The sequence below is a fragment of the Bifidobacterium callitrichos DSM 23973 genome (assembly GCF_000741175.1).
Classification (GTDB): domain Bacteria; phylum Actinomycetota; class Actinomycetes; order Actinomycetales; family Bifidobacteriaceae; genus Bifidobacterium; species Bifidobacterium callitrichos.
In genome coordinates, this window is record NZ_JGYS01000012.1 from 35,414 (window position 1) to 57,660 (window position 22,247).

Genomic DNA, 22,247 nt, shown 5'->3' on the forward strand with positions numbered 1-22,247 from the left:
CGCCCGACTACGCCGTTCTCGCGCCCCAGATCGACTGGTTGCCTCCGATGGCGGAGAACGTCAGCGTGGGCGTGTGGTCGCGTTCGTCGGGCAGTACGGCGAATACGCCCGTATAGGTCACGCCGTCGATGGTGATGGCCATGTCGCTGGCGCAGCAGCGTACACCGGCCGGGGTCTCACCGATCAGTCGCCATGATCCGCGGGTGACCGGGCCGTCGGTGGACCGCGGCAGGTTCGCATCCGGGGTGTCGAAGAAGTCGATCGCCTCGCCGCTGGTCACCCTGCCGTCCGCCTCCAGCGTGATGGACTCCGGGCGATTGACACCGAAATACGCGCCGTCATCGTTGCGGGTGTCGTTGAAGAAGGTGTGCGGGTCGTGACGCACCAGCTCGTATCGTCCGGCGAGCGCCGACGGGTGGGATGTGAGGACAGGGCCGCAGTCGGCGTGCACCTGCGGCGCGACGGCGGCATCGCCCTGATAGAGGAACGGCGCGGTGGTCAGCCAGCCGTCCGCGGTGGGCAGCAGCTCGCGGATGCGCGACTCGTATTCGCCGTCGTCGCGCCCGACGAAGCGCGTGTGGTAGACGAGAAACAGTCTGCCGTCGCTGCTGCGCGTGAGCACCGAATTGTGCCCCTGCGACGCCTCGATGTCGCGCTCGTGCGCAGGGGAGAATCCCCATTCGACCGAGGAGGTGAGGCGGATGCCCGTGTCCTTCTCGTGATTGTCGGGGATCTCGCCGTTGGAGATCGCCGGATTGCCGTTCTGATCGACGTACGGGCCGATGAGGTTCCGTGAGCGGAACAGCCGCACCTGATAGCCTCCGGTCCGGCCGAGCCAACCGTACGACATGAACAGGTACCACCAGCCGTCATGCCGGACGAAATACGAGCCTTCACCCGAATTCCAGTAGCCGCCGGCCACCTTGACGCCGTAGTACGGGTCGGAGGCGTCGTGCACGAGCGGATAACGGACGCGATAGTCGCGCAGTCCGGTGGCGGGGTCGAGCTTGAGCATCCAGATGCCGCCGAACCATGAGCCGAAGCTCATCCACAGTTCGCCGTGTGTGCAGCGGATCGGTGCGGCGTCGATCGCGTTGATCCGCGTGTCCTTCAGCGACATGTATCGGCTCAGATCGCCGTGGGCGGCCGCCTCGCCCAGCACGCGCGGCACATCGGTGCGATCCACGGTGTCTGGGGAGAAGCCGGAGTAGACGACCGGGCCGACGTACGTCCAGTCGCCGTCGAGCCGATCGGCCGTCAGCAGCACGATGACCGACCGGAACTCGTGCCCGTTGACCGACAGGTACATGCACCATTTACGCATGGTCTCGTTCCAGATCACGTCCGGAGCCCACGTGTTGCTGGTCAGATCGGGGTTCTCGGGCTGCTCCGGCCAGTCGCGCCAGATATCGCCGAGCAGGGCGTACGGGTCGCGGCTCAGATTGTTCTCGAAGGGCTCCCAGTGCACGAGATCGGTGCTGCGCGCGAACTGGCGATGCGTGCCGACGATGTAGTACGTGCCGTGGTCCTCGATGATGGCCGGATCGTGGATGAGTGCGGGCGTCGCGTTGCTCGACGGGCTGCCTGACGTGGCGGCCGACGTGGCGATGTGCTGTTCCTCCATGGGGATTCCTCGCTTTCGTTCAGTCCGTCTTACTTACTTCTGCGAACCCCAGGCGCACAGGTTGTCGCCGATGACGGAGAAGGTCATCACGTCCTTGCGGTCCTTGTCTCGCGGCAGCTTGTCGAATGCGCCGTGGTATTCGACGCCGTCGAGCGTGATGGTCATGTCTCCCGTGCCGTCGGACTTGTCCAGCTTCCACGTGCCGGTCTTGTCTCCGGTGACCGTGCCGTCGGCCGAGAGCGTGATGTCGACGGGCTTGTTGACGCCGCGATAGTCGGTGCTGGTCTTGTCGGTGACCTTCTTCGGCCCCTTGAACACGGTGTTCTGCGCGTGGATCACGAACTCGTAGTCGCCGGCCACGTCGTCGGCCGTGTACTTGGTGTCGGCCGCCTTGGTGCCGGTGTACTCGTACGGCGCGGCGACGAGCCAGCCGTCGTCGGTACCGAGCAGCTCGTGCACGCGCACCTCGTGCTTCTCGCCGGTGCCGGAGAAGCGGCTGTGGTACACGACGTACATGGTGCCGTCATCGTCGGTGAGCAGCGAGTTGCCGCCCTGCGCGACCTCGATGTTCGCGTTGTCGTTGCCGCTCCACTGGATCGAGCTCATCAGGCGCACGCCGTTCTCGCTCTGCCAGTTGTTGCCGATGGCGCGCGTGCTGATGGCGGTGTTGCCCTTCTCATCGACGTACGGTCCGGTGAGCTTGTCGGAGCGGAACACGCGCATCTGGTAGCCTCCGGTCTGCGTCAGGCCGCCGTAGGAGAGGAACAGATACCAGTGGTCGTTGGCGTGGATGATGGCGTTGCCCTCGCCGGAGTTGCCGAAGCCGCCGGCGATCTTGATGCCGTAGTAGGCGTCGGACTGGTTGGCCACGGTCTGGTAGGTGGTGGTGTAGTCGCGCAGTCCGGTGGCGGGGTCGAGCTTGAACATCCAGATGCCGCCGAACCACGAGCCGAAGCTCATCCACAGGTCGCCGTTGTCGTCCTCGGAGATGTACGGGTCGATCGCGTTGATGCCGGTGTCGGTCTGCGAGGTGTAGCGCGTCAGGTCCGCTCCCTCGCCGAGGACCTTCCACACGTCGGTCTTGCCGGCGTTCACCTTCTCGAATCCGGAGTAGGTCACCGGTCCGACGTACGTCCAATCGCCCTCGATGTCGTCGGCGGTGAGCAGCACGATCGCCGAACGGTAGTTGGCGCCGTTGATCGACATGTACATGCACCACTTGTTCATGGTCTTGTTCCAGTACACCGCGGGCGCCCACATGTTGCCCTTGACGTCCGGGTTGGACGATTGCTTCGACCAGTTGGTCCAGATGTCCTTGAAGATCGTCTCGTAGTCGGTGCTCAGGTTGTTCTTGAACGACGTCCAGTTGATCAGGTCGTCGCTTTTGAGCCAGGCGAGGTGCGATCCGAAGATGTAGTACTTGCCGTTGGCCTTGACGATGTCGGGGTCGTGCGATTCGCCGCGCTTGATCGAGGCGGTGTCGGTCTGGCTGTCGGCTTTGGCCGAGCTGGACGACGTGGTCGCCGCATCGGACGAGGATGCCGTGCCGGAGGTCGAGCAGCCGGCCAGCGTGCCGATGAGCATGGCGGCGGCCAGTGTGGTGGTGATTGCCTTGCGCAGTGCACCTGGGATTGTCATGGTTCCTCCTTTGAACGCATGCCGGATGTGCCGGATGATCGGCGCATGGCGATGCCGGTGTGAGTTGTCGGGCAACGCCGCATTTGTACATCGATGTAAATCCGTCTATAATATACATCGATGTAAACGACTTGTCGAATCGAAAGGACAAGGAATGTCCGATTCCTACTCCCTGCTGTGCTACACGCGCATCCCCACGGCGCGAGAAGAGGCGAACAACGAGGACATCGCGTTCAGCATGCACCTGGCGCTGCGCTCGCATCTCGACGGTTCATGGACGCCGCTCAACGAGAACTACGGCATATTCTTCGCCGCGGGAGTGCCGATCGCCGCCGCAGACGAGCGGTCGCGCCGCGCGTGCACCGCGGCCGCGCGATTCAAGGCTGATCCGTACGAAGGCATTGCCCGTGACGACCGGGATTGCCGATCCGACCAAGACGGAGCGGCAAGGCGGCTCAGGCCCAGCGGCGCCGTCGCCCACGGCGCGGTGATGCCGGGCGTGGACATCGAGCTCAAAAGCCTCAAGGACCCCTATCTCTTCCGCACGTCCTCCGGCCGATTCGCCGTCGCCGCGACACGCACCGCCCGCGGGGGCGCGCCGGACGGCTCCGAGCGCTCCTCGTTCCTACTGGCGACCAGCCGCGATCTGACCTCCTACGACCAGCGCGGTCTGGTGCGTCTCGACACCGAGTCCGGGGTGCATCGCCCGTCCGTCGCATACGATGCGGCGGCCAAGCGCTATGTCATCCGCTGGCGTGGCGACGACGGCATGCCGATGCGCGCCACCTGCCCCGACATCATCGCCGCGGCGGGCGGGGATCCGCTGCCGGTCGAGGCGTCGGGTGCGTCGGCGGATGCGTCGGCGGGCCGGGACCTCAACGAGGTGACCTCCGCCGGTCGCGCTGATGGCGGCGATGCCCGAGCCACCGCGCACTACGGCATCGCCGACGTCGTCCCCGGCAATGAGATCGGCATCAGCGAGAAGGAGGCCGCCGCGCTTATCGCCCGGTTTGGACGGGTCTACAACACCGGCGTCAGCGTGCCTCGGATGACCGTCTCGTCCGCGCTGCGTGACGGCGAGGCGCGCGATCTGATCGGATCGTTGCGCCGCGTCACCGCGAAGCTGCACTACTCCGACGGCTCCAACGCCATGCGCGCCGTCGACTGGGACGCCGCGCAGCTCGAGGCGCTCGTCGACGACGCCGAGGCCGGGAGGCTCCACGCCGGCGAGCGCCGCAGCATTCGCGGCGTCGTCCGCCAGAGCGTTTATCCGGTGCCGTTCGCCGTCGAACGCGCCGATCCGTCGGTGTTCGCGTGGAGCTTCAACGGCGAGCCGATGTTCCTGTTCATCGCCACCGACGACACCGATGGCAACTGCGTCGACCCGAACGATGGGGCCACGCACATGCCGTTGCGGACGGCGTCGACCATCGCCGATCTGGCGGATGCGAACGGCGGCCGGGCGCGTGAGGTCGATCTGCTGCGGTGCGGGGACCTCAATTCGGAAGGTCGTGCGATGACCGGCTGCTTCTGGGCGCCGGAACTGCATGTGATCGGCGGAAGGCTGTCCATCCTGTTCATGCCGTGCTTCGACGGCGAGGCGACCAATCCCGACGGCAGTGCGAACGATCGCGCCGGCAAACCGGACATGTGGACCGGCCGATGCCATATCATGCAGCTCAAGCGGGATGCGGATGGACGCGATCTCGATCCGCGTGAACCGGGCAACTGGAGCGTGCCCGAGCCGATTCTCGGGCCGGGGGAGCGGATCCTCAATCCGGTGGAGCGCATCTCGCTCGACATGACCGTGATCGTCGACTCCGGCCGCTGGTACTACGCGTGGCAGCAGGTGGGCAGCGTGTGGATCGCCCCGTTCGATCCGTCCCGTCCGGCTCGTCTGACCGGCGAGCCGACGCAGATCGTCGTGCCGGAGTTCGCGTGGGACAACATGATCGCCGAAGGGCCGAACGCGTTCGTGCATGAGGGGCGGATCTTCCTGATCTACTCCGGTTCGGCCGTGGGCATCGACTACACCACCGGACTGGTGACGGCGCCGGCGGGCGTGCGTGCCGATCTGACCGATCCGGCCTCATGGACGAAGCTCGACTATCCGCTGCAGAAATCCGGCATCTACAACGGTGAATGGCAGTTGGGCACCGGGCATGGCATGTGGTCGCATGACGAGGACGGCAATCTCATCTACGTGTTCCACAACGCGGAGTATGAGCACGGACGTTACGGCGGGCGGGATGCGCAGGTGCGCCGCGTTCATTGGTCGAGCGAGGGCATGCCGATCCTCGACATGCAGCGAGACGAGGAACTGAGCCCGGTCTATGCTGATATAACGATGGAAATCGCCGTGCGGTAAGGCCGCCATGCGGCGTGAGGCCCGTTTTTCGGCTTCCGTTCCGCCGGGCATCGGCAGTGCAAGTGCGTGACGAGCATCCGTCATCAACGAGAACAGAATATTGGGGATTATCCATGGTCAAGAAAACATCCGCAAAGGGCGGCGATCACGTCGTCACCATGCGCGAGGTCGCCAAGGCCGCCGGTGTGTCCATCAAGACCGTGTCGAATGTGGTCAACGACTATCAATTCGTCTCTGATGCGACGCGTCAGAAGGTGCACCGGGCCATCGACGAACTCGGCTATGTCATGAACGTGTCCGCACGCAATCTGCGTCGCGGCCGTTCCGGCATCATCGCGCTTGCGATTCCCGACCTGCAGCTGCCGTACTTCGCGCAGCTGTCGTCGCTGGTCATCACCGAGGCGAAGAAGGTCGGATTGCGCGTGATCGTCGAGCCGACGCTGTATTCGCGCGAGGGCGAGCTGGATGCGCTGCACGGCACGCAGACGGCGATGGTGGACGGGCTGATCTACTCTCCGCTGGAGCTCGGGCCGGATGATGCCGCCGAGGTCGACGTGGATTATCCTCTGGTGCTGATCGGCGAACGCATCTTCACCGATACGGTCGATCACATCGCCACCGAGAACGTGGAGGGCGCCAAGCACGCCACCTCGTATCTGCTGCAGAGCGGATGCAAGCGTGTGGCCGTGGTCGGCGTGCACGAGGGGGAGGAGGTCGGCTCGGCCGCCCTGCGATTCCGCGGCTATCGTGAGGCGCTGGAGGAGGCGGGAGTGCCGTTCGATCCCTCGCTGGTGGTACCGATGAAGATGTGGCATCGCGTCGATGGCGTCAACGCGATGAACGCGCTGCTCGACTCCGGCGTGCGGCCGGACGGCGTGGTGGCGCTCAATGACATGCTCGCCTCCGGCGTCATGCATTCGATCCAGATGCATGATCTGCGCATCCCCGAGGACATCTCGGTGATCGGCTTCGACAATTCGGACGATTCCCAGTACCTGTCGCCGTCGCTGACCTCCATCGCGCTGAATCTCGAGGCCGTGGCGCGTCTTTCGGTGCGTGTGCTCAAGAACCGCATCGACGGTCTGCCGCCGCTGGACGGCGACTCGACCGCGCCCGTGTTCCGCAAGGTGTCGTCCTCGCTGGTGGTGCGCAACTCCACCCGCAGGATCTAGTGCCGCCCGCGCCGCCCGCCCGTTCCTTCAGGCGCAGGACTTCCGGTGTTCTGCGCCTGTCCCGACATGGCTTTACATCGTTAGAAACGCCGAGTTGTTACATCGTTGTACATCTGGTATATTCATCGATGTAAACACTGAGCCACTTGGATTGCGGAAGGAAGAAACAATGACTGTTTACAACAATCCGATCGTGCTCCAGCGTGCGGATCCGTGGGTGGTCAAGGTCGACGGCGAATACTATTTCACCGGCTCCGATCCCGAATACAACTGCATTGCCATCCGTCACGCCTCGACGATCAACGGCTTGCAGCAGGCCCCGGAGACCGTGGTCTGGCGCAAGCACGAGTCCGGTGCGTGCAGCAAGTACATCTGGGCTCCCGAACTGCATCGCGTGAACGGCGCGTGGTACATCTACTTCGCCGGTGCGGAGCATGAGTTCGAGCCGAACGGCATGCCCACGCATCGCATGTTCGTGCTGGAGAACACCGACGACGACCCGACCTCCGACAACTGGGTGGAGAAGGGCCGAATCGTCACTCCGATGGACTCGTTCTCGCTTGACGCCACCACCGAGGTGATCGACGGCGTGCAGTATCTCGTCTGGGCGCAGAAAGACTACGACATCCCCGGCAACTCCAACCTGTACATCGCCCCGATGGCCAACCCCTGGACGCTGGCCGCCGATCCGGTGATGCTCTCCAAGCCCGAATACGACTGGGAGTGCATCGACTTCCTCGTCAACGAGGGGCCGGCGTTTCTGTTCCATGAGGACATGATCTACCTGACGTACTCCGCGTCCGGTACCGGTGTGCCGTATGCCGTGGGCCTGCTCAGCGCGCGTCGCGGCTCGGACCTCATGGATCCGGCGAGCTGGACCAAGAGCCCGGTGCCGGTGTTCAGGACCTGCGCCGAGAACGGCCAGTACGGTCCCGGTCACAATTCGTTCACCAAGTCCGAGGACGACTGCGAGGACCTGATGATCTACCACGCCCGCAACTACACCGACATCAAGGGCGATCCGCTCTTCGATCCGAACCGTCACGCCCGCGTCGGCGTGGTGCGCTGGAACGAGGACGGCACCCCCGACTTCGGCGTCCCCGAACCGGACAGCCTCTGGACTCCCGTCACGACCGATGTGCTGCCGCCCGATGGCGGTCCGCACGCCGGAACCCGGGTCGAGGAGATTCAGGTGGAGGCCGCGTAGGCTTGCTGATATAGCCCACAATCCGCCATTTTCGTCGGTGTGTCACCCATTTGTACAACGATAGAAATGGCGTTATAATAAATTCCAACGTTGTAAACGAGCGCTGCGGCTCGACGATAGCAGACCCAAAACAGAGATGTTCATACGGTCTGCACCCATTTGCTCCACCCGGTAAGGCGGGAACTACTAGGGATTCGTCAGGCCCCGGCCCCACGTGCAACACAAGATTCTCGGGAAACCAAGAGAACCAAGGAGGAAATCCAATGAAGATCAAGAAGAACCTCATCGCGGCCACGGCGGCCGTGCTGGCGGCCGGCATGGCGCTGGCCGGCTGCGGTTCCAGCAGCAATGGCGGCGATGTGCAGAAGACGGCCGACGGCAAGGTGAAGATCACCATGTGGCATGGCTTCTCCGAGGCCGACGGCAAGACGCTGGAATCCATCGTCGACGACTTCAACAAGTCCCAGGACAAGTACGAGATCGACGCCCAGCTGCAGCCGTGGAGCACCATCGGCGAGACGATGGTCACCAAGGTCACCACCGGCGATGGCCCCGACTTCGTGACCACCGGCGCCGACAACGGTCAGGGCTGGTCCATCGACGGCACCTTCCAGTGCGTCACCGACTTCTACGACGACAAGGACAACGGCACCGACGACTACCTCGAGAACGTCGTCAAGCAGGTCACCTTCAACATCGACGGATCCGAGGAGAAGTGCGCCGTCCCGATGGGCTACGCGCCGACCTCCGTGTGGTACAACACCGACATGTGGAAGGCCGCAGGCCTGACCGATGCCGACATCCCGACCACGTGGGACCAGATGCTCGAGGTCGCCAAGAAGCTCACCAAGTCCGACGGCTCCCAGTACGGCCTCGCGATGGCCGATTCCGGCTGGGCCGCCTTCATGAAGGGCAACGGCTCCGGCCTGTACACCACCGACGGCAAGGTCTCCATCAACTCCAAGGAGAACAAGGCCTTCCTCGAGAAGATGCGCGCCTTCTACAAGGGCGGCTACGCCCTGTCCGGTCTGGACGACACCGCCGCCCGCGAGTCCTTCGAATCCGGTCAGTCCGCGATGGTGATCGTCGGCCCGTGGGAGGATCAGGCCGCCACCGACAAGGGCATCAACCACGACACCTTCGCCGTTCCGGACGGCGACGGCACGTACAAGTACTCCGACGGCAAGACCGGCTCCAACACCGGTTCCACCGGCCTGTACTGGTGGGTAACCTCGCAGGTCGGCGACTCCGAGAAGCTGCCCGGCATCTACGAGTTCTTCAAGTTCTACAACAACCACGACAACCAGGTGAAGTGGTCCCTCGGCTCCGCCTACCCGCCGAACAACAGCACCGTCACCGAGGATGAGCTGTCCGAGCGCCCGCTGATCGCGAAGATCTCGCAGTACACCGACAACTCCTACATCGGCATCGCCGGCCTCAAGGGCGGCTTCGGCGACATCTCCGCCTCGCTCGACACCCTGACCCAGAACACCGTCCGTACCGACGATGACATCCAGGGTCTGCTCGACCAGGCCGAGACCTCCATCCAGGGCTACCTCGACGAGTACGCCGACAACTGATCGGACTGATCCGGACGATTGACCCGCGATCGGCGGATTCTCGCGAATCGCCCGCCGGGCCGATCGTCTCGGGCCGATCATCTGCGAAGAGCAGTCCCACGTTCCGCCTCCCCTCCCGCCCATGGCGATGAGACGGGGAGGGGAGGCGGAACATCCCCATCGTCAAATCCACGTGTTCTTTTGGAGGAGCAAAATGACCACAGCAACTTCGCCGCGAAGCGAAGCGCATCAGGTCGCCAGGGAGAACAGGAAGGCCATCCAGATGCGCAACCTGCGCACCGGCATCCTGTTCACCGCGCCGGCGCTCATCGTCCTCGCGATCTTCGTCTTCTACCCGGCCGTCCAGACGTTCATCACGTCCCTGACCAACGGCCGCATCAATTCCAACGCCCGCCGTCCCGCCAAGTTCATCGGCTTCCAGAACTACATCACGCTGTTCCAGAGCCGCGATTTCTGGACCGACGTCAGGAACACCCTCGTATACGCCGTGCTGTACGCACCGATCGTCGTCATCGTCGCGCTCGCGTTCGCACTGCTGCTCAACCGCAAGGACCTGAAGTTCGTCGGATTCTTCCGCACCTGCATGTTCCTGCCGTTCGTCATCTCGCTGACCGTCGCCGCCATCGCCTGGCAGTTCATCCTCTCGCCGTCCCTCGGCCTCGTCCCGTACTGGATCTCGCTGCTCGGCGGCCCCGAGCACATCGATCTGCTCGGCACCCGCGAGACGTCGATGGCCACCATCGTCTTCATCACCGTGTGGAAGAACTTCGGCTACTTCATGGTCATCTTCCTCGCCGGTCTGCAGGGCATCTCCGCCGAACTGTACGAGGCCGCATCCCTCGACGGCGCGAGCGCATGGCAGAAGTTCCGCTACATCACCCTGCCGGCCCTCAGCCCGACCTTCAACTACGTCGTCATCTTCGGCCTCATCGGATCCTTCCAGGTCTTCGATCAGGTCTTCATCCTCACCTCCGGCGGTCCGGCACGCTCCACCGAGACCATCGTCTACCGCATCTACACCGAGGCGTTCGGCAACGGCAAGCTCGGCTACGCATCCGCACTGTCGTACGTGCTGCTCATCATGACCCTCATCGTGGGTCTCATCCAGCTGTACACCAACAACAAGCATGAGAAGGAGGAGATCGCATGAGCACCGCAACCGCAACCTCCGTAAGGCTCTCCGCCGCGCAGGAGGCCGAGAACGCGCGCATCAACGCCGAGAACGAGAAGCTGCGCAGGAAGGCGCGCACCAAGCGCAACATCAGCCTGACCCTGAGCTACATCGCCCTGATCCTGGTAACGTTCCTCATGATCTTCCCGCTGATCATCGTCGTGCTCGTCTCGTTCACCCCGAACGCCGTCACCCAGACGTGGCCGCCGAAGGTCATCCCGAGCGCGTGGACCCTTGAGAACTACACCAGCCTGTTCCAGCGTCTGCCGATCGGCCGCGAGCTGCTCAACACCGTCGTGTTCGCCGGCGCCGTGACGATCATCTCCGTCTTCTTCGACTCGCTCGCCGCCTACGGCCTGTCCCGCGTGGACTTCAAGGGCCGCGGCGTCCTCCTCGCCGTGCTCATCGCCACGATGATGATCCCGGGCATGGCCCTGCTCATCCCGGTCTACAAGCTCCTCGGCTCTCTGGGCCTGGTCAACAGCTACCTCGGCATCATCATCCCGCGTATGGCCGATGTCGGCGGCATCTTCCTGCTGCGCCAGTTCTTCATCTCCATCCCGAAGGATCTCGACAACGCGGCGCGCATCGACGGCGCCGGCGAGTTCCGCATCTTCACGCAGATCATCCTGCCGAACGCCATGCCGGCGATCCTGACCGTGGGCATGTTCAACTTCATGGGCAACTGGAACGACCTGCTCTGGCCGTTGATCATGACCTCCAAGCCGGAGACCCGCACCATCACCGCGGGCCTCGCGATGCTCACCGGCCACGGATCCTCCGTGACGCCGTACGGCGTGGTCATGGCCGGCGCGCTGATCTCCGCCCTGCCGCTGCTCATCGTGTTCTTCTTCGTGCAGAAGCGCTTCGTCGAAGGCATCGCGATGACCGGCATGAAGTAGCCAATCCGTATCGCGTCGGCTGCTTCCCTTCTTCCTCGGCCGTACGCGATATCTCCACCGGGTGCCGTACCGCAGCTCCTCCTGCGGTACGGCACTTCTGCCATTTGCTCTGCCATCTGCCCGGAAAACACCGTTCGGCATCGCCCGGCTGCGGTCGGCCCGCGCACGAGTCAGTCGGCTGCCTGCGTCAGACTCGACTCTCGCTCCCTGATCGTGGATGGTGCGGTGAACTGCACGCGTCCATGAACCGTAACACCTGCCAGCGTCGGCGACTGTCCTTCGATGCGATCGCAGATGAGCTCGACCGCCGTCCGGGCCACCTCCCTAAGATTCGGGTTCACCGAGCTGAGCGACGGGTACAGGTACTGCGAGTCGACGGAATCGTCGAACCCGAACACCTGGACGTCCTGCGGCACCCGAATGGACTGCCGGCGCAGCTCCTGCAGCACGCCCGCGGCCAGCAGATCGCTCATGCACACGATGCCGTCCGGATTTAGGCCTGCGGCGAGCATCCTGCGCACGGCCTCTTCGCCGCCTGGCTGATGCCACATGGCCGCCGGGATCTCCAGCGCCGGGTCATTGGGCAGTCCGGCGTCGCGCAACGCCTGTCGATATCCTGCGAGCCGCAATGGGGCGGCGCCGGTGGTCTGCCCGTCATGCACGCCGATGATCGCGATGCGTCGGCATCCGTGTTCGATCAGACGGGTGGTCGCATTGTAGATGCCGACGCGGTTTTCCGTGGTCACGCGATCGAACGAGGTCAGCGGCAGCTGATCGCCGATGATGACCAGCGGGTAATCGACGTCGATGATGGGTTCATCCTCCACGGACAGATGCAAGGGGCTCATGATCATGCCGTCGGCGAGCGAGGCGAGCGGCCCGTGCAGCAGATCGAGCTCGTGCTGCCTGCTGACTCCCGAAGGGCTGAACATCACCTGTCTGCCCCGCAGATGCGCCTCCTCGATGATCGAGGACAGCAGTCGCGCGAAATACGGCACCTGCGGGTCGGGAATGCACAGACCGATGATGTCGCTGCGCCCCTGACGCAGGCTTTTGGCCGTCACGTTGACGCTGTAGCCCAGTTCGTCGATCGCCTCCAGCACCTTGCGCCGGGTGCTCTCCCTGACGAACTCGTACCCGTTGACGACGTTGGAGACGGTTTTCAGCGATACTCCGGCCAGTTTGGCGACGTCGTTCATCGTGACGCGCCTATGGGCCATTCCGTGGGCCATGACCTTCCCTTTCTTCGGCTCCGTCCGTTGATCCGTCCGCCAGTATGCAACGACGGCTCCCCTCACACGAGGAGAGCCGTCGTTCATGTGACAGTGTGAACTACCCCTCAGTCCCGCTTTGCGGGCCAGCTCCCCTGACAAGGGGAGCCGAAAGAGGAGGCTCACTGCTCGAGGAAGAGCTGCGGGGCCTTGTCGAAGTTCTTCGCGCAGTGCTCGCCGCAGAAGTAGTAGGTCCTGCCGTCGTGCTCGCGCGTGATCGCGTCGGCGTTCACCGCGACGGTCATGCCGCACACCGGGTCGGTGGCGGTCTCGCCGTCGGTGGGGGCTGCGTGATGCATGTGCATGTGGTTCATTTCCATGGTGTTCTCCTTGTGATTGGTGTTATGGGAAGTGTTGTCCGTGGTGAGCGTGGTCCGTTCGTCGATGATCACGTGCGGGCCATCGCCCGACGGCTCGGCGGACTCGGCGGTGTCCGCCGCCCGGCGTCCGGTCACCGTCTCCGCGCTCGGATGCGCGAGATTCAGGCGATTCGCGTTGAGCACGAGGCACACCGAGCTCAGCGCCATCGCAAGCCCCGCGATCATCGGGCTCAGCAGCCATCCGGTGAACGGGTACAGCACGCCGGCCGCGATCGGGATGCCGATCACGTTGTAGCCGAACGCCCAACCGAGGTTCTGCTGGATGTTGCGCATCGTCGCCTGCGAGAGGTTGATCGTCCTGACCACACCGCGCAGGTCGCCGCTCATCAGCGTCACATCGGCCGACTGCATCGCCACGTCGGTGCCGGTGCCGATCGCGAGGCCCAGATCGGCCTTGGCGAGCGCGGGCGCGTCGTTGATGCCGTCGCCGACCATCGCGACGAGTCCGTCGTGCGGCTCCTGCTGCAGCTTCTCGATCCAGTACGCCTTGCCGTCGGGCTTCACTTGGGCGATCACCGTGTCGATGCCGACCTCGCGCGCGATGTGCGCGGCCACGTCGGCCTTGTCGCCCGAGAGCATGACCGTGCGGATGCCGGCGGCGCGCAATGCGGCCACCGCCTCCTTCGATCCCGGCTTGATCGGATCGCGCTCGTAGCTGGGCCTGCTCCAGTCGGTCGAATCGGCGTCGGCCACGCCGCGCGTGATCGTGCCGGTCTTGTCGAAGACGACCGTGCCGATCCGGCGCGCGTTCTCCAACGCCTTCGCGCTGGTGACGAGCACGCCGTTCGTCGCGCCGACGCCGGTGGCGGCCGTCACCGACAGCGGCGTCGCCAGTCCCAGCGCGCACGGGCAGGCGATGATGAGCACGCTCACCGCCGTGACGAGTGCATGCGCAAGCGCCGGATCCGGGCCGATCGCGAACCAGATCGCGAACGTCCACACCGCGATGATGAACACCGCCGGCACGAACACGCGGGCGATGGAGTCGGCCATGCGCTGCACCGGCGCCTTCGTCGCCTGCGCGCGGGCTACCATCGCGACGATCTGCGAGAGCACGGTGTCGCCGCCGACCTGCGTGGCGCGCATGAGGAGGTTGCCCTTGAGGGTGATCGTCGCGCCGGTCAGAGTCTCGCCCTCCGCCTTGCCTACGGGCTGCGATTCGCCGGTGATCATCGACTCGTCGACCTGCGCCTCGCCCGCGACGACCACGCCGTCGGTCGGGATGCGCTCGCCGGCCCTGACGACGATGAGATCGTCGGGCCTGACCTCGTCGATGTCGACGTCCGTGTAGGCGTGCGGATCGAGCCAGTCGGATGTGACGGTCGCCGTCTCGTCGTGCGAGGCCGGCAGTCGGTGCGCGGTGCGCGGACGCAGCCCGATCAGCGCCTGCACGGCTTTGCCGGTGCCTTCGCGCGCCTTCGTCTCCAGAAGACGCCCGACGAGCACGAGCGTGATCACCACGCCGACCGATTCGAAGTACGGTTCGCGCGATCCCTCCGGCAGCAGCCACGGCGCGATGCACACGAGCAGGCTGTACAGGTACGCGGCGCTCGTGCCGAGCGAGACGAGGGAGTTCATGTCGGGGGAGCGATGCTGGAGCGCGGGGAATCCGACGCGATGGATCGGCGCGCCGCAGTAGAACATGACCGGCGTGATGAGCACGGCCTGCAGCCACGGGTTGATGAGCCAGTCCGGCACGAGCATGTGGTCGACCATGTGCAGCATCATCCCGGCGAATACCGGCAGGGTGAGCACCGTGCCGAGTGCGACGAGCCTGGTGAGGTCCCTGATCTCGGCTCGACGCTCCTCGGCCTCGCGCGCCTGCGCGGCGGCGAAGTCGGCGCCTGAGGTGGATTCGGTCTGGGTCGTGGTCGGGGTTGCGGTGTCCTGCGCATGCGCCGTGACGTGTGCCGCATCGGCGGCGTCGCCCTCGCCCTCTCCTTCGACGCGCAGCAGGCCGTGCACCATGTTCATGCCGCAGGCGAACGGGTAATCGCCCGCCTTGAGTGCGGGAAGACGGACCTCGGTGGCGGTGTTGCCCGGCAGCATCGCGTCGAGTCCGAGATCGCCGAAGACGACGTGCGACGTGCATTCGCCGGTCTCCTTGCGATCGAAGTTCAGCACGATCGGCACGCCGGCTCGCATCGTCACCACGTCGGGCGAGTAGCCGCCCTTGACGGTGATGGTGGCGCGCTGCTCGCCGTCGCCCATCTCGCCCTGCGCGGCCTTGCGCGTGCCGAAGAAGAACCTCAGGATGAGCCATGTGAGCAGGACCGCGCCGATCAGCGACGCCCCGATGGTGAATATGTTGAGTTCCATGCGCCTCTCGTCTCCTTGCCGTGTGCCGGTCTCATTGTATCCCTGATGACAGTGTATACCCTATACCCCTATAGGGTATAATGAAGGGGGGTTTTCCCCTGACGGAGAATCGCCCGGAAGAAGCGGCGGGCCGGAATGGACGGCAAGGAGGACTGTCATGCATGGGTATGGTGACGACAAGGCGAAGGTGCTGGCGCGACTGCGCCGCATCGAGGGTCAGGTGCGCGCGATCGAGCAGATGGTGCAGGACGATAAATACTGCATCGACGTGCTCACGCAGATCGCGGCGTCGAACTCGGCCCTGAAATCGGTGGCGCTGCTACTGCTCGACGACCACCTCAAGCACTGCGTGTATCAGGCCACGCAGGACGGCGGCACGGTCGCCGACGAGAAGATCGACGAGGCCTCCGCCGCCATCGCCCGCCTCGTCAAATCCTGAAAAAGGCGGGCTTCGCGCGCCCGTGGTTTACTTGGGATCATGACTGATAACGCTGTTGTATGGATCATGGCCGCGGTCGTGCTGCTGATCGGCTTCGCGCTGGGCGCGGGCATCGGCTTCGTGCTGGGCAGGTCGAAGGGGCAGGAGAGCGCACGCGGCGTGCGCGTCGCCGAACTGGAGGACGCGAAGTCCAACGTCGAATCCGCGCATATGGAGATCGCGCGACTCAACGCCGCATACGCCGAGGCGCGTGCACAGCACGAGGGCGCCATCCAGCAGCTCTCGTTCGTCAAATCGCAGCTGGCGCAGGCGCAGCAGGCCGAGCAGATCCGCATCCAGCACGATCGCGAGCGCGCCGAGGCCGAAGCCGAGGAACGCCGTCAGGCCGCGCTGGAGGCCGCCGAACAGCGGCGTCAGGCGGAGGCGAAGGCCGCGGCCGAGCAGCGCAGGATCGAGGCGCAGGCCGCCGAACGCCGTCAGGCCGAGCAGGCGCAGCGATTGAAGGAGCAGAACCGTGTCATCGAGGCGCTCGCCCCGGTGCAGAAGAACCTCGACGCGCTGCAGGCCAAGGTCGCGCAGATCGAGGAGGGGCGCAAGCGCGAGATGGGCGCGCTCGGCGAGCAGCTCAAGGGCCTTGGCGAGCAGCAGACGCGACTCGACCGCGAGACCAGCGCCCTGTCCGCCGCATTGAGCAACAACAAGGTGCGCGGCGCGTGGGGCGAGGCCCAGCTCAAGAACATCGTCGAATCGGCCGGTCTGCTCGAGCACGTCGACTTCGACACGCAGGTCGCGGTCAAGGGCGACGGCGATCGCGACCAGCGTCCGGACATGGTCGTCCACCTGCCGGGCGGCAAGACCATTCCGATCGACGCCAAGGCGCCGTATTCCGCCTATCAGCGTGCCTGCGAGATCCCCGACTCCGCCGGTCCCGAGGAGCTCGCGCGTCGAAGCGAACTGCTCAAGGAGCACGCCAAGGCCCTGCGCGAGCATGTGAACGTGCTTGGCGCCAAGGCCTACTGGAAGGCGTTCGACACGACGCCCGACTTCGTCATCGCGTTCATCCCGAACGAGGCGCTGCTGCAGGCCGCGCTCGTGGCCGATCCCACGCTGCTCGACGACGCCTTCTCGAAGAAGGTGGCGCTCACCTCGCCGGTCACCCTGTGGGCGGTGCTCAAATCCGTCGCCTACGCGTGGCAGCAGCAGAACCTCACCGAGGACGCGAAACTGCTGTTCGACCTGTCGCGCGAACTCTACGAGCGATTCGCCAAGCTGGGCGAGCACGCCACCAAGCTCGGCGCGCAGATCACCCGCACCGTCGCCGCGTACAACACCTTCGCCTCGAGTCTCGAGCGTCGTGTGCTACCCACCGCGCGCAAACTGCAGAAGATCGACGCGACCAAGGTCATCGCCGAGGTGCCGCTGCTCGACCCCGACAAGAGCAACATCACCGAGCTGACCGCCCCGGAGGTCAGCGGCGACGCGGCGGACGGGACGGGTGACTCGGCGGATGCGGGTGATGATGCGGGTGATGCTTCGGCCGGTGCCGTCGGTGCCGTCGGTGCCGTCGGTGCCGTCGGTGCCGCGGACAAGTGACGAGACCGGGCCGTATTGTTGGCCCTATGACTGATTCCGGTTTCCGTTCCACTGGTCCCGCCGATCTGCGCGGCGACGCCATCGACTTCGCGGCCCTCGACCCGCGCGATCAGCTGCGCTCCCTGTTGAAGGAGCGCGTGGTCGGCCGCCCGTTCTCCGAACTGTACGGTGTCACGCTCGACCATCATGGCGCCGCGGTGATGGGCCACGTCCTGCTCGACACGCTCGAGGACGCCGGATACTCCGTGGACGACTTCGACGCGGTCGGCGCCCTGACCGCGGCCTCCGTGCCGCTCGTCAGCTCCGTGATCCAGGCCGCCGCCTCCCGCGGTGAGGACCTCGACGGATTCGTCATGGACTTCGTCTTCCCCTCGATCAAGGGCCCGTCGATCAAGGGCAAGCGCGTGGTGCTGCTCGACGCGTGGCTCTCCGAGAAGTCGTACGTGCAGACCAGCTCGCTGGTGACGCTGCGCAACGGCAACGAACTGAGCCTCGACTTCTCGATCGTCGAGCATGAGGGTGCCTCGGTCGTGGCCGTCGCCTCGCTCGTCGGCGAGGTCGGCGAGGGTGCGGACGAGCACGAGATCACCGTCATCAACCCGGTCGACGACTCGCGCCACGAGGTGCCGTTCATCCAGGTCTTCCACGAGTCCGAACTCAAGGCCTGACAGGTCGCATGCATCCCCGTAATCCCATCGATATCGAGGCCGAACGCTCCGGCGAGCCCGTCTTCCGCGAGGTGGGCGTTGGCCCATGGGCCCAGACCCATCCCGGCGAGCCGCGTCCCGACGACCCGGCGTCGCCGGCCTTCGATCCGTACCGGTACGACTCCGCCCTGCTCGACGAGGGCGATCGGCGCAACGTGCTCGACCGCTACCGCTACTGGAGCGTCGCCGCGATCAAGGCCGATCTCGACGCGCGCGGTCGCCACGACTTCGAGATCGCCTGCGAGAACTGGACGCATGACTTCAACATCGGGTCGATGGTGCGCACCGCCAACGCGTTCCAGGCGCGGCGCGTCCACATCGTCGGCCCGCACAAGTGGAATCGCAACGGCGCGCTGATGACCGAGCTGTACAGCCACGTCGAGCATCACCCGTCGATCGCGGAACTGGTCGAATGCTGGCGCAACCGCATCGCCGGCGAGATCGCCTACGAGCGTTCGCGGATGGCCTCCGACGCGCGCATCCGGGAGCTTGAAGCGGCGCGCGTCATCGCGATGGACATCATCCCCGGCGCCGTGCCGATGGAGACCTACGCCTTCCCCAAGCGCTGCCTGCTGCTGTTCGGCGCCGAAGGGCCGGGGCTGACGCAGACCGCCCTCGACCTCGCCGACGACGTGGTCTACATCTCCCAGTTCGGCTCGGTCCGCTCCATCAACGCCGGAGCCGCCGCCGCCGTGACCATGCACGCCTGGATCGCCCAGCACGCCGTCATCCGCTGACCGGCGGGGCCGGCGGGACAGACGATCCTCGGTCGGCTCCACCCCTCGGGGGCTTCCACGTCATCGGATCCCGGCTGGCGATCGGTCCTCGCCACTTCCTGACGAAAACCTCTCGCTGAGAGCCGCTCAGTGAGAGGTCCGCATCATGGCATGACGGCGATCTCTCGCTGGAGTGCTGCTTGGCGAGAGATGCGTGATACCGGCGGTCGCCGACCTCTCGCTAGAGAGGCGTCAGCGAGACGCCATCGTTGCCTCTTGGCGGAAATCTCTCGCTGAGATGGTTCTCCGCGAGAGACTCGTGTCACCGTTGCTATACGAGCTCTCGCTATGGTGGTGATTCGTCGCCGTTTGTGAGAGATCCGCGCCATACGGTGAGAGGGATCTCTCGCAGACATGCGGGCTTGGGGCAGACTACGGTGGGCATCAATCGACGGCGTCGGTCGAGCTCATGGACATGCGGGTCTGGGGCAGACAGAGGTACTGGTGCGCGGAACGCGGCTCTAGGCGGCTGAATCAGCCGACTAGAGCTGATTCCGTGGTACCCCGGCGGCGAGCAGCTTGCCGATGAGCGGTTCCCGCCGGATCGCATCATCGAACGTGAATCGGAATATCGTCGTGACTCCGGCCCGACGCAGCGCGGCCTCGCGCTCCCGTTCCGCGAGCACCACGCCCTGAATGCTTCTGCGATTGGTCATCTCCGGATTCACGTACTTCTCCGTGCCGTCCAGCTCGCCGACGATGACACGCCCATCGGTCAAACGCCAGACGAAGTCGACCCGATATGTCTGCCCTGTGGTGGGATCGACGAATGTCGTCTGGATCTGCGGAACCATGAATCGCTGCTCGATGATCGTGCCGCGCGCCAGCGACTCGCCCCCGTTCTCGCTGGCGGGATTCGCATAGTGCAGCAGTCGGAGCACCGGCGCGGAATCCTGTTGTATACGGGAGCATGCGACCAGCATGTCCGCTATGGACAGGCCGTCGGCCATCGCGGAATCGACGATGGCGAGCGCATCGCGGAACTGCAGGGTAAGACCGCAGTCCACCACCGTGCGAGCCTGATCCGTAACCGGAATCCCGCTGGCGGTGACGATGCGCTGATCCGGAGGGATGCGCAGTCGTTGGATGCGTTTGCCGGCGGTGGTGTCGGTACTGCGAGTGGTGGTGGTCACGGTGATCCTGCCGTCGTGCAGCCTCCAGCGGTGGTCGAAGCCGTGTGCGGCCGCGGCGGTGAGGCCGCCGAAAGCCCAACCGGGATGTTTCCTCGACAGGGTGCGGGCCATGTGCAGCGTCCGCTCGGGAGGACTAAGCGATTGCCAGTATGCGGCGTCGGCGTACATGTTGGGCATCGCTTGATGGAGTTCGTTCGCATGCGCGCGGCGGGACAGCGCCTGACGCTGTGCATGTGTGGTCCCGAACGCGCATCGGCGTTCGGATTGCGCCGTCTGAATCAGCGCCGTGACTTCGTGGTGTTGTCTCATAGCCCGACCATAAGGGGCGGAGCCTGCTGCGGTGGGATCCGAACGGTGTCGGTGGACGAAGCCTCCCGAGGCTTGGGATTCCGCCAGCGGGTTTGCTGCGGAATGCTGTGGAAAAGTCGCGGGAGGCGTCTGCGTGATGCCGGTCGTGTGCGTTAACGGGTCGTTGTTGCCCGCCTGTGACGGGTTCCTCTCGCTGTGGACGCGATTGGCGAGCCGTTTATGCTGGCCGGTGATGCGGAACTCTCGCTGAGGAGGTTCCAGTGAGAGATCCCCGTCGTCGGTGGCCGTCGGTCTCTCGCAGGAGGAGCCCTTGGCGAGAGATGCGTGATACCGGCGGTCGCCGACCTCTCGCTTGGGAAAGGATGGCGAGAGGTTTTCGTCACCGGCATGCTGACACCTCTCGCTGGCGTGCAGGGCGGGGCCGCAGGACGGGGCGGATAGGGCTGGACGGGGTGGGGAGGAGGCAGGTAGACTGGAATCAGGCGTTGTGCAGACGTTGCAGGCGCTGCAGACACTGCAATGGAGCGGGGTCACGGTGAAGCGAATCAGGTGAGGTGAGGATCATGGGCGGCAATGGAGCATCACAGACATCGCACGGTGGTTCGCAGGGTATGACCGGCGGGGGTATGCCTGATAGGGGATCGCACAACGGGGGAATACCTGGAGGGGGTGTACCCGGCGGAGGAGTACCTAGTGGAGGCGCGCCCGGAGGCGGCGGGGGCGTGCCCGGAGGCTCCGGCGGACATGACCGCATGCGCCGGAACCGTCAGGATGGTCGTCGCCGGTGGGCGATCGCGGGAATGGTGGTGCTGCTGGTCATCGTGTGCGCGACGGTGGTGTGGGCGTGGCATCGCAGCAACGCCGACGCCGAAGTCGGTCCCTACCAGCTGCCTGCGCAGAGCGACCGGCGATACACGCTCAAGAACATGACCGACATGATCACTGACTGCAACGATCCGGACAACGCAGACGGCACGAAGGCCCAGTTCCAGATCGTGCCCGAAGGCGCGGCAGGTGAGAACGAGCATCCCCCGAGGGACATCTACCTCACCGTCCCCGCGAACGAGGCCAGACATCCGCTGCAATCGGAAGGATTCCAATGCATGGCCGAGGAGCTCGGCATGCCGGACGAGACGCAGCGGGCCCTCGTCGGGCAATCGCAGCCCTCCACCGAGGAGGCCGCGATGCCGATGAGCTGGAACGAACTGGGATTCCGTGCATGGCAATCCAACGACGGCACGTTCCGCCTGCACGTCATCTGGTACGACCCGGCCGCCTTGGAGGAGTAGAAGGACGAGTAGGGCGCGGATAACAGACATGTCCCGCGCGTGTCACAAACCGCTCGTATAGTTAGGCGCATGCCTACATTCACACGCGAAGAAATCGTGCATTTGGGCGATCTGGCCCGAATCGCGCTCACCGATGAGGAGATCACCCGCCTGCAGGGCGAGCTGAACGTCATCGCCGACTCCATCAACAAGGTCCAGGAGGTCGCCTCCGACGACGTGCCGCCGACCGCCAACCCGGTGCCGCTCGAGGCCTACCTGCGCCCCGACGAGCCGGTCACCCCGCTCACGCAGGCCGAGGCGCTCGCCGGCGGCCCGAAGACCGAGGCCGGCATGTTCGTCGCGCCGCGAATCCTGGGAAGCGAGGAGTGA

At 65.1% G+C, this 22,247-nt stretch carries 16 protein-coding genes and 1 pseudogene; 12 read left to right on the forward strand and 5 right to left on the reverse strand.

The genetic code is table 11. The features are described from left to right. Positions 1-7: 7 nt before the first annotated feature. The gene (locus BCAL_RS07585) at positions 8-1,624 is read right to left on the reverse strand and encodes a glycoside hydrolase family 43 protein (protein ID WP_081887355.1); all 1,617 of its coding nucleotides are present in this window, start codon (positions 1,622-1,624) and stop codon (positions 8-10) included. 33 nt (positions 1,625-1,657) lie between these two features. Continuing rightward, a complete protein-coding gene (locus BCAL_RS07590) occupies positions 1,658-3,262 on the reverse strand; it encodes a glycoside hydrolase family 43 protein (protein WP_043167234.1) in 1,605 nt (534 codons plus the stop codon). Between the two features lie 154 nt (positions 3,263-3,416). On the opposite strand from BCAL_RS07590, the gene BCAL_RS07595 reads away from it, so the two are divergent. The 6 genes from BCAL_RS07595 (at position 3,417) to BCAL_RS07620 (ending at position 11,662) form a co-directional block, all read left to right on the forward strand. Further along, positions 3,417-5,630: a family 43 glycosylhydrolase gene (locus BCAL_RS07595; protein WP_043167232.1), complete on the forward strand. Its 2,214-nt coding sequence runs from the start codon at positions 3,417-3,419 to the stop codon at positions 5,628-5,630. A 113-nt stretch (positions 5,631-5,743) separates the two neighbouring features. After that, a complete protein-coding gene (locus BCAL_RS07600) occupies positions 5,744-6,802 on the forward strand; it encodes a LacI family DNA-binding transcriptional regulator (protein ID WP_043167230.1) in 1,059 nt (352 codons plus the stop codon). 169 nt (positions 6,803-6,971) lie between these two features. Next, on the forward strand, positions 6,972-8,009 hold the full coding sequence (locus BCAL_RS07605) for a glycoside hydrolase family 43 protein (protein ID WP_043167228.1): 1,038 nt from the start codon (positions 6,972-6,974) through the stop codon (positions 8,007-8,009). Between the two features lie 263 nt (positions 8,010-8,272). Further along, a complete protein-coding gene (locus BCAL_RS07610) occupies positions 8,273-9,589 on the forward strand; it encodes an ABC transporter substrate-binding protein (RefSeq protein ID WP_043167226.1) in 1,317 nt (438 codons plus the stop codon). 193 nt (positions 9,590-9,782) lie between these two features. Further along, positions 9,783-10,739, forward strand: a complete 957-nt coding sequence (locus BCAL_RS07615) for a carbohydrate ABC transporter permease (RefSeq protein WP_043167224.1) — start codon at positions 9,783-9,785, stop codon at positions 10,737-10,739. Next, positions 10,736-11,662 (forward strand): carbohydrate ABC transporter permease, encoded by a 927-nt coding sequence (locus tag BCAL_RS07620; RefSeq protein WP_043167222.1) that lies wholly within the window; start codon positions 10,736-10,738, stop codon positions 11,660-11,662. Before BCAL_RS07615 ends, BCAL_RS07620 begins: the two co-directional genes overlap by 4 nt. Positions 11,663-11,832: 170 nt before the next feature. Here the strand turns inward: BCAL_RS07620 and BCAL_RS07625 are convergent, their stop codons facing one another. Together BCAL_RS07625 and BCAL_RS07630 are read right to left on the reverse strand one after the other, a co-directional pair. Next, entirely contained in the window at positions 11,833-12,894 is a 1,062-nt protein-coding gene (locus tag BCAL_RS07625; RefSeq protein ID WP_043167220.1) for a LacI family DNA-binding transcriptional regulator, read from the reverse strand. 161 nt (positions 12,895-13,055) lie between these two features. Further along, positions 13,056-15,632, reverse strand: a complete 2,577-nt coding sequence (locus BCAL_RS07630) for an HAD-IC family P-type ATPase (protein ID WP_043167218.1) — start codon at positions 15,630-15,632, stop codon at positions 13,056-13,058. Between the two features lie 157 nt (positions 15,633-15,789). On the opposite strand from BCAL_RS07630, the gene BCAL_RS07635 reads away from it, so the two are divergent. The 4 genes and pseudogenes from BCAL_RS07635 (at position 15,790) to BCAL_RS07650 (ending at position 19,108) form a co-directional block, all read left to right on the forward strand. Continuing rightward, positions 15,790-16,071 carry a metal-sensitive transcriptional regulator gene (locus BCAL_RS07635; RefSeq protein WP_043167216.1) on the forward strand — a complete coding sequence of 94 codons (282 nt, stop codon included), beginning with the start codon at positions 15,790-15,792 and terminating at the stop codon, positions 16,069-16,071. Positions 16,072-16,110: 39 nt separating this feature from the next. Beyond that, positions 16,111-17,583: pseudogene (locus BCAL_RS07640) on the forward strand (DNA recombination protein RmuC); the annotation flags it as partial. Between the two features lie 107 nt (positions 17,584-17,690). Then, complete coding sequence (locus BCAL_RS07645; RefSeq protein ID WP_043167213.1) at positions 17,691-18,332, forward strand: type I phosphoribosyltransferase; 642 nt, start codon at positions 17,691-17,693, stop codon at positions 18,330-18,332. Between the two features lie 8 nt (positions 18,333-18,340). Further along, positions 18,341-19,108, forward strand: coding sequence for a TrmH family RNA methyltransferase (locus BCAL_RS07650; protein ID WP_043167211.1), 768 nt, complete (start codon positions 18,341-18,343; stop codon positions 19,106-19,108). Between the two features lie 521 nt (positions 19,109-19,629). Here BCAL_RS07650 and BCAL_RS07655 read toward each other — a convergent pair. Beyond that, complete coding sequence (locus tag BCAL_RS07655) at positions 19,630-20,589, reverse strand: hypothetical protein (RefSeq protein WP_043167210.1); 960 nt, start codon at positions 20,587-20,589, stop codon at positions 19,630-19,632. A 752-nt stretch (positions 20,590-21,341) separates the two neighbouring features. Here BCAL_RS07655 and BCAL_RS07660 point away from each other — a divergent pair. Further along, entirely contained in the window at positions 21,342-21,878 is a 537-nt protein-coding gene (locus BCAL_RS07660; RefSeq protein WP_156101971.1) for a hypothetical protein, read from the forward strand. Positions 21,879-21,947: 69 nt separating this feature from the next. Continuing rightward, positions 21,948-22,247 carry an Asp-tRNA(Asn)/Glu-tRNA(Gln) amidotransferase subunit GatC gene (gatC, locus tag BCAL_RS07665; RefSeq protein ID WP_043167208.1) on the forward strand — a complete coding sequence of 100 codons (300 nt, stop codon included), beginning with the start codon at positions 21,948-21,950 and terminating at the stop codon, positions 22,245-22,247.

Excerpts from the sequence above, each read along its gene's own strand:
- BCAL_RS07585 (WP_081887355.1), bottom strand. The coding sequence starts at position 1,624 with ATGGAGGAACAGCACATCGCCACGTCGGCCGCCACGTCAGGCAGCCCG.
- BCAL_RS07590 (WP_043167234.1), bottom strand. The coding sequence starts at position 3,262 with ATGACAATCCCAGGTGCACTGCGCAAGGCAATCACCACCACACTGGCC.
- BCAL_RS07595 (WP_043167232.1), top strand. The coding sequence starts at position 3,417 with ATGTCCGATTCCTACTCCCTGCTGTGCTACACGCGCATCCCCACGGCG.
- BCAL_RS07600 (WP_043167230.1), top strand. The coding sequence starts at position 5,744 with ATGGTCAAGAAAACATCCGCAAAGGGCGGCGATCACGTCGTCACCATG.
- BCAL_RS07605 (WP_043167228.1), top strand. The coding sequence starts at position 6,972 with ATGACTGTTTACAACAATCCGATCGTGCTCCAGCGTGCGGATCCGTGG.
- BCAL_RS07610 (WP_043167226.1), top strand. The coding sequence starts at position 8,273 with ATGAAGATCAAGAAGAACCTCATCGCGGCCACGGCGGCCGTGCTGGCG.
- BCAL_RS07615 (WP_043167224.1), top strand. The coding sequence starts at position 9,783 with ATGACCACAGCAACTTCGCCGCGAAGCGAAGCGCATCAGGTCGCCAGG.
- BCAL_RS07620 (WP_043167222.1), top strand. The coding sequence starts at position 10,736 with ATGAGCACCGCAACCGCAACCTCCGTAAGGCTCTCCGCCGCGCAGGAG.
- BCAL_RS07625 (WP_043167220.1), bottom strand. The coding sequence starts at position 12,894 with ATGGCCCACGGAATGGCCCATAGGCGCGTCACGATGAACGACGTCGCC.
- BCAL_RS07630 (WP_043167218.1), bottom strand. The coding sequence starts at position 15,632 with ATGGAACTCAACATATTCACCATCGGGGCGTCGCTGATCGGCGCGGTC.
- BCAL_RS07635 (WP_043167216.1), top strand. The coding sequence starts at position 15,790 with ATGCATGGGTATGGTGACGACAAGGCGAAGGTGCTGGCGCGACTGCGC.
- BCAL_RS07645 (WP_043167213.1), top strand. The coding sequence starts at position 17,691 with ATGACTGATTCCGGTTTCCGTTCCACTGGTCCCGCCGATCTGCGCGGC.
- BCAL_RS07650 (WP_043167211.1), top strand. The coding sequence starts at position 18,341 with ATGCATCCCCGTAATCCCATCGATATCGAGGCCGAACGCTCCGGCGAG.
- BCAL_RS07655 (WP_043167210.1), bottom strand. The coding sequence starts at position 20,589 with ATGAGACAACACCACGAAGTCACGGCGCTGATTCAGACGGCGCAATCC.
- BCAL_RS07660 (WP_156101971.1), top strand. The coding sequence starts at position 21,342 with ATGCGCCGGAACCGTCAGGATGGTCGTCGCCGGTGGGCGATCGCGGGA.
- gatC (WP_043167208.1), top strand. The coding sequence starts at position 21,948 with ATGCCTACATTCACACGCGAAGAAATCGTGCATTTGGGCGATCTGGCC.